A 13575-nucleotide genomic window follows, 5' to 3' on the forward strand; every position below is an offset into this window, starting at 1 on the left:
CTCTTCAGCGGGCTATCCGCTCATTTACATTCGCGGCTCAATGCGGTTGCTCCGCTTTGGCACGTGGCTCGCTCCTTGCCAGTCGCGGTTCGCAGCGCGGTGGGGAGCCCTCCGGTGAGGAGGGCGGGCATGGGGGCGCGCTGCTGAATGGATTGGGGTCTTTCGGGGGCTATCCGCTCACTCACGTTCGCGGCTCCGTTTGGGGACGCGGGGCGGTTAGGAGTGGCGGCCGTACCACTGCAGGGAGGCCCACCAGATGGCGGCGGTTGCCACGGTCACTAGCGGGCCGTACTGGTTAGTGGTCGAGACGGCCAGGATCACGGCGAAGATCTGAAAGAGGCCGGTGGGGATCAACTGGCCGGCGGCGAATTGCCAGCGGGTCTGTTCCGTGGGCGGGCTCAGGACCGTGCGGTGGCCGGCGGCCAGGACCAGGAAGCCGGCGGCGGCTGTGCGGTGCCAGCCGTAGGGGGACGTGAGAACCAGAAGCACCACGAACCAGGCCATGTCGCGGGCCAAGAGGACGTCACGGCCGGTGAGGGGCAGCAGGAGGCGCCGGGCTATGGCCGATTCCGCGTCGAAGGCCGAGGTCGCCTGGGCGGCCGTGCTGAGGAGGATGACGATGAGTCCTCCGATGACGACCGCCGCCATGGGGTCGGGGTGCGGGTAGAGGATCCGGTAGAGGCAGCCGCCGAGGCTGAGGAGGGCGGCGAACCAGAGGTCCAGGGTCTGGAGGAGTTCGCGCAGGCGGTTCTGGACGAGTCCGCCGAGGCGACCGGGCAAGCTGGGCACCAGGCGCAGGAGGCGGGGCGGGTTCTTCCAGATGCGGAAGGCTCCGAGGGCGATGGGGGCGAGGATGCCGACGGAGAAGAGTCCGGTGCCGACGGCCGGGTGGCGGCTGAGGACGGCAAACATCACGGCCAGGGGCAGCATCGGGTTGAGGAGCAGGTTGACGGCGAAGACCGCGGCGCGCTGCCAGGCGGTGAGCGGCCAGAGGGCCATGCGGGCCTCGGGGATGCGGCGGGCCATGTCGCCGGCCAAGGGGAGGGCCGCGAGTGCTCCGATGACCAGATAAAAGATAGCGGTGCTGCTGGGGCGATCGAGCGGCTCTTCCGCCATCAGGATGAGGATCACAGCGAACAGGTTGTTGTGGGTGACGGAGCCGAACCGGCCGAAGCTGCGCTGCGCGCTGCGGCCGAGCGCGGCGATCAGCCCTGTGAGCCCAGCCATTGGAGTTCCGGAGCGGAAGGTTGTTCGACGAGCTGGAAGTAAAGCTCCTCGACGGTGGAGTGGGGCATCGCGCCAGCGGGTTCGTTGTGGAGGATGCGGCCGTCGCGCAGGAGGACGATGCGGCTGGAGATGCGGTCCACCAAAGAGAGGATGTGCGAGGTGAGGAGGATGGTGACTCCGCGGCGGGCGGCGGTTTCGAGCAGGACCCGAATGACCTCGACGGAGGCGGGATCGACGCCTTCAAAGGGCTCGTCGAGCATGAGGACGGACGGGTTGTGGAGGAGCGCGATGGCGAGGGCGGTCTTCTTGCGCATGCCGTGCGAGCACTCGCGGGCGTAGGTGTGGCGCTTGGCGGAGAGGGCCAGCGCCTGGAGGAGTTCCTCGGAGCGGGCGCGGGCGGTGGCGGAGTCGAGACCGTAGATGGGTCCGGTGAGGCGGAGGTGTTCCTCGATGGTCAGTTCGGGGAGGAGTGCGAGGTTTTCCGGGACCACGCCGATGCGGCGGCGGAACTCGAGGCGGGTGGCGGGCTGGGCGGGGTCGAAGCCGGCTACGGAGATGGAGCCGGAGTCCGGGCTGGCGAGTCCGCAGAGGAGACGGATGAGGGTGGATTTGCCGGCTCCATTGGGTCCGAGGATGGAGCAGATCTCGCCGGCGGGGACATCGAGAGAGACGTCGTTGACCGCTGTGAGGGAGCCGAAGCGGCGGGTGACCTGCCGGCAGTGGATGGGGGAGGACACAATCGCAATCTAGCACTGCGGGGAGGGACGGGCGTGTAACTTCCGGGTTGAGCGGTGGGGGCCGAGCGATGCGGAAGGGGGGCCTGAGGTGGCTTTGTTCCGTCGGAGCGAGTGGAATGACGGGATCGACTGGCTTGGGATGGCCGACTGGCGGTCTTCTGCTGGAATGGGTTTGATCGCTCAAAAATGTGGGATTGCGGAGGCGGGTGCGGCGTTGGGGGAGTTGCGGGCCGGGGGGAGATTGGCTTTGTTCCCTCGCAGCGAGCGGATTCCGGGATCGACTGGCTCGGAATGGCCGCTTGAGTGTCTTCCGTACGAATGGGTTTGATCCCTCAAAAAGGCTGGGTTTCGGAGACAGGTGCGGCGCTCGGGGAGTGGTTGGCCGGGCGGAGATTGGCTTTGTTCCAGCGCAGGGAGTGGATTCCGGGATCGGCTCGCTCGGAATGACCGCTTGAGTGTCTTCCGTACGAATGGGTTTGATCCCTCAAAAATGGTGGATTGCGGGGGCGGGTGCGGCGCTCGGGGAGTAGTTGGCCGGGTGGAGATTGGCTTTGTTCCAGCGCTGCGAGTGGATTGCTCGGGTCGACTGGCTTGGGATGGTCGCCTGGGGGTCTTCCGCTGGAATGGGTTTGATCCCTCAAAAATCACGGGATGCGGACCGGAGTGTGCCGCTGCGAAGCATTGGGCGGCCTGGACGTTCGCTGCGTTGCTCCTGATTTGCTGGAGGTCCACGGCGGCCGCGCTCCAAGACTTGTTTCCGGCCATTGGAGCGCGGGCTAGCATCCTGTGGCGGAAGCCGTGCGGCTAGCGGGACTTCCGCCACAGACTGCTCAGGTGCAGGGGGAGGTGAGATTGTCAAAGATCTCCGGTTCCGGCGGCCCAGGAGGCAGCAGGATCCGTGCGGTCAGGAGTTGTCCCTGCCGCGCACAGATCATGGCACGCCGATGTGCCGGAATTTAGAGGACCAAGGAAGAAGCTATTGAATCCAAAGGAGAAATTATCCTGCTTCCACGGGTAATGAAGGACGCTTAATGGGGAAATCCGGACGGAAGTGGAGTTTCGTAGATGGGTTCAGGGGCCAGGCAGGCTGTGGCGGAAGTCGCGCAGCGGGACTTCGCCACAGACGGCTAGGGCGATCATTGGGGGTGTAGCGTCTGGAGCCGACCTAGCATTCTTGTAGGCGAGGAACCGCGATGAGAGAGCGGATTCTGAACGAGCGTTGGAGCACAGGTTGCGGGGCTTGCCGAGCTCCACAAGAGAGGCTGCTGGCGGTGCAGCCCAAGCGCTTTGGGGCACATCAGTGCTTCCGGGCAGAGCTGCAAAGGGGGAGGGCGACTACCTCCCGCCCGGTTGGCTGTGCCGCTCAATGAAACTGGAGGCACAGGCAGAAGACACTGGTAAGATCAACTCACGAGATAGTCGTGGGCTCGGCGGCCGCGTCGGCGCTGGCCGCGAGAAGCGCCAGGGTTAGTTCATGGGGTTTCATCCTGGGGGATGGCGCTCCTGTTTGATGTAGACGGCGCTGGGGCTGTCGAGCTGAAATACCCGTCCTACTTTGGGGGATCAATGTCGCTAAGAGGGTGGCGTGCGGTTACCTTTATTTGCAGTCTGGGACTGCTTTTGCACTTCCCTTCCACCATGAGGGCTCAGGGCGTGGCGGCTGGAGATGTTTTTGCCAGCGGCAGCCCCTCCGGCGCACTCATGGGGGCAGTTCGCAGCCTGCGCCAGGATGCGGCGAATGGCACGGGGGCGCCCCAATTGGCGGCGGGCGCCGAGTATCCGTCCAGCCTGCCGAAATGGAATGCGCTCCGAGGCAAGTATCCGGCGGATGCAGCCGCCTTCCAGCCCTGCGTCGATCCACTGCTGGAGGCCTTTCGAGAACTGAAGCAAGTGGGCCCGCTGATGAGCGGCAAGAACTACGCCGCGCAGGTGAACGCCGGCGTGAAACGCGCCAAAGCGTTGGTACGCCAAGCCGATGATTGCATCGCCAAACTGAATGATGAGGGACTGACGGCCACCGCGGGCCAACTGCAGCAGCAGGCACAAGACCAGACGCCGCGCTCCGGTTCAGATGATTTCGGATCCAATCCGCAAGGCAACGGCCGGCCCGGCGGAGGGGGCTATCCGTATAAGCCGCCGAAGTATGACCCTCGCCGGAAGAACCTGACACCGCATGCGCCGTACACGTCGGCTACGCCGACAGCAGACATGATGAAGGACTGCATCGAGGAGGCCACCTTGAACAATGAGTCCCGTCCTGATTCGGAGGTGCGCGAGATCTGCGCTCAGGTGGTTCAGAATATCAAGATGAATTTAGCCAAGCCCGATTGCGTTGTACCGGACGGCTCTGCGGGGCTGGTGGCCCAGACACCCACGCTCGACGGCGAGAGTCCGACTCCGCTCTGCGGCGGCCTGAAGGATACCCGGGCCATTTCGGTGAGGATCGGGACCGGAGCATCGGCAAGGACCGTTAAGTTGAACTTCGACGGCAATGTCCCCTATTTCAATGGATACATCGATGGTTACGGGACCCGGCCGATTCCGATCACGATTGACATCACCAGAGAAGGGGCTCAATTGCATTTGAACCGTGCGATCAGCCAGAACGCCTTTCCGAACTACCTGGAGGGTACGATCACGCCGGTGGTGGGCACGGATGGGGTTTCCCTGGTGGCCATGAAGCTGGAGATTACCCGGATTGGGAGCGGCCCCAAGGGTCAGATCCATTCGGTGCCGCCCGGGAAAGTGGCCAACCTGTTTCCTAGCGCGACGAGGCTGGTCCAGCCGCAATGGACGGGGTTTTGAATGAGAAAGAAGGCGGTTGTTGGTTGTATTGGGGGATTGTTGCTGCTGGCGGCTTGCACGACTTCGCGCGGGACACCCCCGGCGTCGACGCGCCGGCTGGAGGTGGATGCCGAGCATTGGCCGATCCATCTGCTGGAGCTGGCTCAATCGACCATTCACCTGGTGCGCGAAAGAGGCGAACCGGCCTACCTGATCCAGATCTCAGTTCAGTTGCCGGACGTGAATCCGCCCGCCACCACGGGGGTCACGTTTCAGTTCTATCTTCCCAAAACACGGAAGCGGCTGAATGTGACTTATGCGAGTTTCTCGGGCAGCGGCGTGACGTTGCCTCCGGATCAACTGGAAGCGGCGCGGAAGGCGGGGGTTGCGCGCATATTTGAAGATGCGGCGAAGGCGGCGGTGGCTCCGGTTTTCACTGAACAGCCGCCGCCGGAATATGACTTTGTCCCGACTCCGTTGTTAGGGGTGCAAGTTGACATGCGCGATGCCTACCAATTGGCCCGGAAAGGGGGGCTCCTTCGCGCCAATAGCATCGAGCTCAAAGTGAGCGTGAAGAATCCCAAGGTCCCCCTGGTGATCTGGAGTTTCGGGGGCCGTCACGACCTGGAAGACACCAAGCAAATCCACGTGAACGCGTTGACGGGCGCGCTGGTGGATGAAGATGACATTACGGCCATCACGCGAGCAGAGCGACACGCGCGTGAGGACGCGGACATGGCGATGATTCGAGCATTCTTTGCCCGCCGTGGGCATAGCGGGTGGACGCCACCGGGGCTGACGCCGGAAGCCGCCGCCGTTGTCAATGGTGGTACGGGCCAGCAGCAACACGGGATCTACTTCGACGGGTTGCATGACTACACCGTCGGTCCCGCAGCGGATTGCGCAGCGCGTGGAGGAACCAACGCAGGCCCATCGAGCTTCGGCGGGAGTTTCTGCTACTGATGCCGCGGGCCACGTAGCAGGCGCGTGGCTGGCATTCTCAGCCGGGCTGAATACACTTGCGCCTTCGCTCTCGCTTACGCCAGCGCCGGGATTGACCGGAGTCTCCGACTGACGCCTGATCCGGATTCCGGGCCACCTCGGGCACGAGGTCGATGCCGCGTTCCCGCACATTGTGGCGCATTTCTTCGAGACGGTGGAGATTCGATTGCTTGAGGGCCGGCCGATTGACGAGCGGGCCGTGGCCGCGGGCGCGAAGGTGGAGGTCGGCAATGAGGATTTCGCCGCCAAGTACTTCGAGGGGGCGAACGAGGTGGGGCGCCATTTCTACCGGGGCACGGCCGGCCCGGAGATGGAGTTCGAGATCGTGGGTGTTGCGCGAAACGCCCGGTATCCCTCGCTGAAAGATGAGTTGTCGCCGGTGGCCTATGTGCCGTCTACGCACAGCCCGAATTCCATGGGGCACCTGACGTTCCAACTGCGCGCGGCGGGGGATCCGCCGATGCTGGCGAATGCGGTGCGGGCGGTGGTGCGGCAGGCGGACTCGCGGGTGGCGCTGGCCGGGGTCCGGACGCAGGACAAGATTGTTGACCGGGCGATTGGGCAGGAGCGGACCTTCGTCGAGTGGTGCATGGTGTTCGCGGCAGTGGCTGTGGGGATTGCGGGTGTCGGCCTGAATGGAGGGTGCAAACGCGTTTGTACCTATTGTGAAATGTGCCGACGGGTTAGTCCTGGTGGCCGGACTGGCGCGGTCGTTGGGCGCGCAGCCCGTGACGACAGCCTCGAAGCGGGCAAAGAAATGGGTCACCCCCGCCGGGCTCCTGCGCACTCAAACCTAATTAGGGACTCGGTTCTCATCATTCGCATAGCGAGCGGACAGGCGATAGGGCATCCGAGGCTCAGTCGAGCGGACGCGCGCGAAAGTGAAGCGGGGCGCAGCATTTTGGTCATGTTTCCGGCGCCTTCCTCACAATCACTGTTGCGCCAAACACGCTAAAGGTCGGCGTTCTGGACGGGTAAAGTCATTTCTTTCGTGCAGCATCCTATCCGGCCGGACTTGGGTCTCAGTCACCTTCACAACCTAGTCCCAAACAGCGGACAGCGGTTTGCCGCCTTCGGTTTGCCCCAAATCGCCCCAGGACACCGACATTGGTTAGTTTCGGAGGTTTCCAGGCCCATTCTGCGGCGCTGGGCGGGTGCTCCGCCCTGGCCGGAAGGCCGGGCGAGAAAACTGTATTGGACAAGAGTGATTCCCGATCGGAGATCTACGTTTGGAGATTCGTGGCTGTACGGGTCAAGCTTAAGGACACTCTGCTGGCAACACTGATGACAATTGCGCTAAAATGACTTCGATTCGCTGCAGGCCATCAAGAACGACAATGCCAACCGCACATCAGCTTGCTCAAACCTATTCCTTTATTAGGCCTTTGCAGGGCGACCCAGTACTTGCGAAGTATGGCGACAATGCCTTGCCACTGTTCGCAATTGCACTCCATCTGGACATTGACGACCTCGCCAGCTTCGCAACAGAGAGCCTCACGGACCACGCTTCGGACAAAAAGGCCGATATCATTTACATCAATGAGGCGGACGGAGTCGTCTGTGTCGCTCAGGGCTATACGGCTAGAAGCTGGGGAAAGCAAGCTGCACCAGCGCGAAAAGCTAGCGACCTAAATACGGCAGCGGCATGGCTACTTAGCACTCCAATCCATAGCGTGCCGAACAGAATCCGGACTCACGCGAAGCTATTGAGAGATGGGCTTCAGAAGCGAACTATCACAAAAATTATCTTCGCCTACGCTCATAATGCATTTGAATCTCAAAATGTCGAAGACGAGTTAAAAACCGTCAGACATCTCCTCAACAGCCTGCCCCTTGTTAGGGGCGCAGATGTGGAGGTAGTTGAACTCGGGCTCAGACGGATCGAAGCTCTTTACCTAACTTCGCTTGGCTCAATCCAAGTCACCGATGAGGTAATCCTCCCGGCAAGAGAAATTATTCATCAGACAGGTCCTGGCTGGCGCGCGTTCGTGCTGTCTCTCAACGGGGAAATCCTTCACGACCTGTATGAGACACACAAGAATGCTCTCTTCAGCGCTAATCTCCGAGACTTCCTAGGCGCAAGAAGAGTCGCTGGCAACGTGAACAACCGCATACAGGAAACGGCACAAAAGAGGCCAGAAGATTTCTTCGTCTTGAATAACGGAATAACAATCGTCACGAAAAAAGCCAAACTCGACGCCAAGAAAGGTCACTTGATAATCAGCGGTGTCTCGGTAGTCAATGGGGCCCAAACGACCGGGGCAGTCCATGGTGCCGGAAGAGGACCCGCCAAGAAAGTGTGCGTCTTGGCACGCATCATCACAGTAGACAATCACTCAACCATCTCTGCCATCGTATCCGGCAACAATACGCAAAACTCAATTGTTGCTTGGGACCGGAGGAGCAACGATGCGGTCCAGAAACGAGTAAAGCAGGAATTCCAAGCTCGCGGCGTGGACTATGTGCACCGAAGAGACAGTGCACGAAAGCCCGCGACTTCGATCTTCGCGGATCAAATTGGGCAGATGCTTTGCGCGTTTCGCGGCGATCTCCAAACCGCTATTCGGGCGAAGGCTGATATCTTCGAATCGGATGTAACGTACAGCAAGGTATTCCCTCAGTCGCTGAGCATCGCCCACATCTACGCTATCCAGGCACTAGGATGGGCCTATGATGCCCTAAAGCAGGAGTTGAAGGCGAAGTCGGAATCGGGCAACATGACCGAGATAGAACAGAAGCAGCTTCGACTACTCGACTTCCCGGCATCAAAACAATTCCTCATTTTTGTTGCTGGCGGGCTGAGGGAAGAAATAGCGGGAGCGAAGTTGACGGAGCCAATGAGCTTTCAACTCAAGGCAGATGCAATACACCCCGACAACAAGGAGGTCGTGGGGGCCTGGCTCAAAGTACTGAAGTCTATCTTACCGATTTTGGTATCGAGCTTGCCGGTGGAGGAATATCAGCTTGTCCGATCAACGGAGCATGCTGAGGCCGTGATCAAGACAACCAGGGCTGTGCTGGCCGGTGTCGCAATCGTCCAGTCGACATTTGAAGATCTACGAGCTTTTATAGGACCCCGTTAGGCGGCCGTCGTGGGGCGGCAATCGGGCATTTCGCCTCCGGACGAGGCCCGCAGAATGAAATCTAACTGCGGTGGGTCACTTGGCACGCTCGCCGATGTACTGATTGCGTTGTAGTCCATAGATGTGAAATGCTGACCGGCTCTTGATGCCGCATCTGTTTGAGACAATCTGATCGAGACAATCAGTTACCAGGTGCAGTTCGGCCCCGGGCAACGCCGGTAGCCGGCGGCGCTACACTTTGTGGCATGGTTACTCGCCTTCTGGTTGTCGGCCTGTGGCTGTTGGCTGCTGCCGCCACCCGAGCGGATGAGGTGGTCCAGTGTATGAGGGTGAGATACAGGCCTGTTGATGCCAAGCCGGGGAGGGGCATAGGAGAAATTTATGATTTTACCGTCGAGAATCAATGCGATCAGGACGTCGTTGCGTTCACAATAGCGGTGAGGCGGCCTTTTGATGGCGAGATGCACACGACTGATGCGTGGCCGCTCGATCTGGCGCTTCGTGGCAACGACTTGTCGGAGCTCGATTTCGACGCTCCCGAGCCCGGCAAGATCTTTACGACGGGCAGTCGCAGCCAGTATCGAAGAAATCCCGTACATCCACTCGGCGAGCACGACCGTGCGGCTATTACTGCCGCTGTGTTTGTCGACGGCAGCACCTCTGGCCAGCTGCCCGACCTCCAGTTCTTGGCTCGGCAAAGGTGTAGCGTGCTCGATGGCTTCCTGCGTATCCAAGGAGATCTGGAAGCAACGCGAGACTTCGACCAGGCCAAGTACTACTGGAATCAGACCGCCCTCCAAGCTGACAATACAAACCGGTCGCCCAGCGTGGCGGTCGAGCGTGGCTTCCACGCAGCTACCAGGAGATTTCTAAAGGCGGCGGATGCGGCGGCGTGGGCGGCTTATCACGATGAGAAGATGCAGTGGGTGTCGAGCCATATTGCCAGCATCCGTGAAGTGAAGAAGAAATTCGGCTGCAAAGACTGAGATCACCGAACCCGAAAGACGCCAGCCAGACGGGGTGGCATGCGGGGTCGAGAGAGCCGAGGTCGAAGCGGGAGCGCGCGCAGGAGATTGCCGCAGACTCGGGCGGACTCCTCGGGATCGTGTTCGAAGCCCTTGGGTCTGTGCGGCGTTCGAACCCGAACGGGAATGTGGCGTCGCCCGCAAAGGTTGGGCGTTCGCCTCCGGACGCCAGGCGGACCTCGCCTTGGGCGGGTGTGTCTCGGCACGTGCGGCAGGCGACCATGACCGGCGCGTGGAACGGGGCGTAGATGATGCGTGGGTGTCCGTGGCCCGCTCCTTGCCAGTCGTGGTTCGCAGCAGGGGGACGACTCCCTGACGGTCGTGGTTCGTCGCGGCTTCGGTTGATTTCGCGGCCAGGTGGGCCATGGGGGACTCCCTGGATGACTCTTTGACGATGCATCCCGTTGTTGAGTTGGTTGGAGCCTTTCGGTGGCTATCCGCTCATTTACATTCGCGGCTCAATTTGAGGCGTCCGCTTTGGTGGTGCGGGGGACGGGTGGGGGCTCGGACGAGGTTCGGATGGATGTGGTGCCTCTTTTGCTGGTGGGTTGGGGCTTGGCGTTGCTCCCCCGCTCCTTGCAGTCGCGGCTCGGTTTGCGGGTTTGTGCGGGGCGGCGGCGGTGTTTGGGCCTTGGGGTCGCCGGGCTCGTTGTGGTTTTCGGCGCGGCGGGGACCACTCCATTGAAGGCGCCCGCGTAGCCCGTCGCTGCGCTCCGGGACTGGGGATGTTGGGGCGGCTTCCTCCGATTTGGCGGCCCGCAGGGCCATACTGAGACTCCCTGACGGTCGTGGTTCGTTGCGGCTTCGGTCGATTTCGCGGCCAGGTGGGCCATCGGGGACTCCCTGGATGACTCTTTGACGATGCATCCCGTTGTTGAGTTGGTTGGAGCCTTTCGGTGGCTATCCGCTCTAATCGACATTCGCTGCTCCGTTTGCGGCTTCCTTCGTTTGCGGCTGCCTTCGCTTTGGCAGGGCATCGAAGACCACGGTGGAGCCCAGCGACTCAATCAACTCAGTAGGCTGGCCTGTCCTCTCGTGGATGCGGCCCGACATGATTCGCGAAAGGATGTACTGCTCGGTGAAATTCTTGGCTCCGATCCGTACCGGCCGCGCTCCCCGCCTGCGAACGCGCCAGCCAGTCGTGCGAGCGCCACGCCGCCAGCGCCGCGAATACACACAACGCGCCGATCCAGAGTGCCCGGCGGCGCAGCCTCAACCCCAATTCGACCACGCGAATCAGTCCGTCCAGCGCCAGCGCCAGCAGCGCCGCCGCCACACAGCCCACCAGCACCGCCGCATAATTGCGCGTTTGCAGGCCGCTGAAGATGTAGTTCCCCAGGCTCGGCGCGCCCACCGCGTAGAGAGCGTGGCCGTGCCCACAGTCCACACCGTCGCCGTTCGGATCCCCGCAATGATCATCGGCAGGGCCAGGGCAGTTCCACGCGGAAAAGCTGTTCCCCGGAGTCATGCCAACGCTCTGTGCTGCCTCGAGAAGCGCCGGTTCGATACTGGCCAGGCCCACCAGCGTATTGCGCAGGATGGGCAGCACACTATAGAGACACAGCCCGATGAGCGCCGGCAGATAGCCGATGCTCTGCATGCCCAATGCCGCCAGCGCCGGCACCATGAAGGCCAGCAGCGCCAGGCTCGGTACCGTCTGGATCACGCGGCCAGGTGGGCCATCGCCGTCGGGGACTCCCTGGATGACTCTTTGACGATGCATCCCGTTGTTGAGTTGGTTGGAGCCTTTCGGTCGCTATCCGCTCATTCACATTCGCGGCTCCGTTTGCGGCTTCCTTCGATTTGGCGGCCCGCAGGGCCATGATGGGACTCCTTTGAAGGCGCGCTGGCGAAGGGTCGTGAGACTGCCGGTGTGGAGCCTTTCGGTGGCTATCCGCTCATTTACATTCGCGGCTCCGTTTGCGGCTTCCTCCGGTTTGGCGGCCTGCGGGGCCATGGGGACTCCTGGCCAGTCGCGGTTCGCAATGCGGGGGACTTGCGCCTTGATGGTCGGGGGTCGTTGCGGCCTCGTCCGTCTTCGCACTGTGCGGGCTATGCTGGACTCTAAGAACCGGTGGGGACGAAGAGTGTCAGTTCGGGTTCCCGGGGATGCGGGCGGACGCGCGGCGGCCGCTCATCCACAACGAAAGGGCTGAGGATCGCGGGTCATGAAACTACCTCTCACTCTCCTTCTCAGCGCGGTCCTTGTTGCCGCGCAGAGCACCAAAGTGCCAGTGAAGGTCGATGGGGAATCGCACAAGCTCATTCTCTTTGCGGATGGCACCATTGGCGGCTGGGGCGATAGCCGGGACGGACAACTGGGTCCGCGGGCGGCCATTCCCAATTCGAGCGGGCACTCGACGGCTTACGTGCCCATCGCCCTTCCTGGTAAGGCTCGCGACATTGCCGCCGGCGCGCGCACCTCCTATGTACTGCTGGAGAACGGCACGGTGGTCGCCTTCGGCGCAGGGTTCGATGGCCAACTGGGCTGCGGTGAACGCGGTCTTTCGGGCTCGGAGACTCCGGTGGAGGTTGCGGGGCTGACGGAGGTGGCGCGGATCGTGGCGCGATTCAATTCCGCGTTCGCCGTGCATCGCGATGGCAGCGTCAGCATGTGGGGCGGCCGCTTCCTGGGCGAGGGAGAGCGCCGGATCGTCACGCCGGAGCGCGCCGTGGGTCTTCCGCCGGTCACGCAGGTTGCCCTTGGGGGTGGATTTCTGATGGCGCTGACGCCCGAAGGCCGGGTCTGGATGGCGGGCAAGCTGCCGTTCGGCCGGATCTACGCCGATGATCCCGTCCAGCCCCTGGCGGAGGTGCCCGGCCTCACCGATGTCGCGGGTATTGTCGCCACGCAGGTAGCGGCCGTGCTCAAGAAGGATGGCACGGTGTGGGTGTGGGGCAATAATGACCAGGCGCAGTTCGGGAATGGGCGGCGGGACATTGATGAGCGCACGCGTGTGCCTGTTCGGGTTCCCGGCGTGGCGAATGTCACGGCGCTGTGCGGCGCAATGTCCGGCCGGCATTTTCTGGCGCTGCTGAAGGACGGTACGCTGCGCACTTGGGGCAATACGGATTGGGGGCAGGCCGGCATCGGCGTTACGGGGCGCGAGCAGGCGACGGTGGCGACGCCACGGATCAACGGAGTGAAGGCTGTCTTTGCGGCGGGCAACAATTCCCTGGCCATCCTGCCCGATGGGTCGCTTTGGATCTGGGGTAACGGCTCTCCCTATCCAGGAGTGTGGCCGTTGACGCGGAGGGCTCCGTTCCCAGTGCAGTTGCAGATCCCGGAGGGGGTTGTGCAGAAGTGAGGGGTGGTTATCCGGTCCGTTGAAGACGCGACGGTGCCAGGTACCCGTTTACTGCCGTGCGCGGTTCGTAGCGTAGTGGGGACCCCTCCCTGACGGTCGGGGTTCGAGGCGGCTTCCTTCGCATTGGCGGCCCGCTGGGCCGTGCGGGACTCCTTTGAAGACGCGTGGGTGGTTGTGCTGGGGAGAAAGATGGCCGGCTCGAGAGCCGGCCCGCAAGCCTGGTGGCTCGCCCCACCTTTCTAACTGATTGGAGCCTTTCGGAGGCTATCCGCTCACTTATGTTCGCGGCTCCGTTTGCGGTTTCCTCTCATTTGGCAGCCCGCAGGGCCATGCGGGACTCCGTTGAAGACGCGACGGTGCCAGGTACCCGTTTACTGCCGTGCGCGGTTCGTAGCGTAGTGGGGCCCCC

The 13575-nt window shown here is 62.3% G+C and carries 9 protein-coding genes; 6 read left to right on the plus strand and 3 right to left on the minus strand.

Annotated features, from left to right (window positions below):
* Positions 1 to 216: 216 nt before the first annotated feature.
* Both IRI77_RS13365 and IRI77_RS13370 read right to left on the minus strand, forming a co-directional pair.
* Entirely contained in the window at positions 217 to 1227 is a 1011-nt protein-coding gene (locus tag IRI77_RS13365; protein ID WP_194452546.1) for a hypothetical protein, read from the minus strand.
* Positions 1206 to 1964, minus strand: a complete 759-nt coding sequence (locus tag IRI77_RS13370; protein ID WP_194452547.1) for an ABC transporter ATP-binding protein — start codon at positions 1962 to 1964, stop codon at positions 1206 to 1208. The genes IRI77_RS13365 and IRI77_RS13370 overlap by 22 nt, the downstream gene beginning before the upstream one ends.
* A gap of 1653 nt (positions 1965 to 3617) precedes the next feature.
* On the opposite strand from IRI77_RS13370, the gene IRI77_RS13375 reads away from it, so the two are divergent.
* The 5 genes from IRI77_RS13375 (at position 3618) to IRI77_RS13395 (ending at position 9819) form a co-directional block, all read left to right on the plus strand.
* A complete protein-coding gene (locus IRI77_RS13375) occupies positions 3618 to 4769 on the plus strand; it encodes a hypothetical protein (RefSeq protein ID WP_194452548.1) in 1152 nt (383 codons plus the stop codon).
* Complete coding sequence (locus IRI77_RS13380; protein ID WP_194452549.1) at positions 4770 to 5711, plus strand: M26 family metallopeptidase; 942 nt, start codon at positions 4770 to 4772, stop codon at positions 5709 to 5711. It abuts the gene before it with no gap.
* Positions 5712 to 5883: 172 nt separating this feature from the next.
* Positions 5884 to 6705 carry an ABC transporter permease gene (locus IRI77_RS13385; RefSeq protein WP_323745349.1) on the plus strand — a complete coding sequence of 274 codons (822 nt, stop codon included), beginning with the start codon at positions 5884 to 5886 and terminating at the stop codon, positions 6703 to 6705.
* Positions 6706 to 7087: 382 nt separating this feature from the next.
* Positions 7088 to 8833, plus strand: coding sequence for an AIPR family protein (locus IRI77_RS13390; RefSeq protein ID WP_194452551.1), 1746 nt, complete (start codon positions 7088 to 7090; stop codon positions 8831 to 8833).
* 323 nt (positions 8834 to 9156) lie between these two features.
* Positions 9157 to 9819, plus strand: coding sequence for a hypothetical protein (locus IRI77_RS13395; protein ID WP_194452552.1), 663 nt, complete (start codon positions 9157 to 9159; stop codon positions 9817 to 9819).
* 1051 nt (positions 9820 to 10870) lie between these two features.
* On the opposite strand, the gene IRI77_RS13400 is transcribed toward IRI77_RS13395, so the two are convergent.
* Positions 10871 to 11581: a hypothetical protein gene (locus IRI77_RS13400; RefSeq protein ID WP_194452553.1), complete on the minus strand. Its 711-nt coding sequence runs from the start codon at positions 11579 to 11581 to the stop codon at positions 10871 to 10873.
* Positions 11582 to 12026: 445 nt separating this feature from the next.
* Here IRI77_RS13400 and IRI77_RS13405 point away from each other — a divergent pair, with 445 nt between their 5' ends.
* Positions 12027 to 13166 carry an RCC1 domain-containing protein gene (locus IRI77_RS13405; protein WP_194452554.1) on the plus strand — a complete coding sequence of 380 codons (1140 nt, stop codon included), beginning with the start codon at positions 12027 to 12029 and terminating at the stop codon, positions 13164 to 13166.
* Positions 13167 to 13575 lie beyond the last annotated feature (409 nt).

Origin of the sequence: Paludibaculum fermentans, from assembly GCF_015277775.1 — a bacterium.
Classification (GTDB): domain Bacteria; phylum Acidobacteriota; class Terriglobia; order Bryobacterales; family Bryobacteraceae; genus Paludibaculum; species Paludibaculum fermentans.

Excerpts from the sequence above, each read along its gene's own strand:
- IRI77_RS13390 (WP_194452551.1), top strand. The coding sequence starts at position 7,088 with ATGCCAACCGCACATCAGCTTGCTCAAACCTATTCCTTTATTAGGCCT.
- IRI77_RS13405 (WP_194452554.1), top strand. The coding sequence starts at position 12,027 with ATGAAACTACCTCTCACTCTCCTTCTCAGCGCGGTCCTTGTTGCCGCG.
- IRI77_RS13400 (WP_194452553.1), bottom strand. The coding sequence starts at position 11,581 with ATGCATCGTCAAAGAGTCATCCAGGGAGTCCCCGACGGCGATGGCCCA.
- IRI77_RS13395 (WP_194452552.1), top strand. The coding sequence starts at position 9,157 with ATGAGGGTGAGATACAGGCCTGTTGATGCCAAGCCGGGGAGGGGCATA.
- IRI77_RS13380 (WP_194452549.1), top strand. The coding sequence starts at position 4,770 with ATGAGAAAGAAGGCGGTTGTTGGTTGTATTGGGGGATTGTTGCTGCTG.
- IRI77_RS13365 (WP_194452546.1), bottom strand. The coding sequence starts at position 1,227 with ATGGCTGGGCTCACAGGGCTGATCGCCGCGCTCGGCCGCAGCGCGCAG.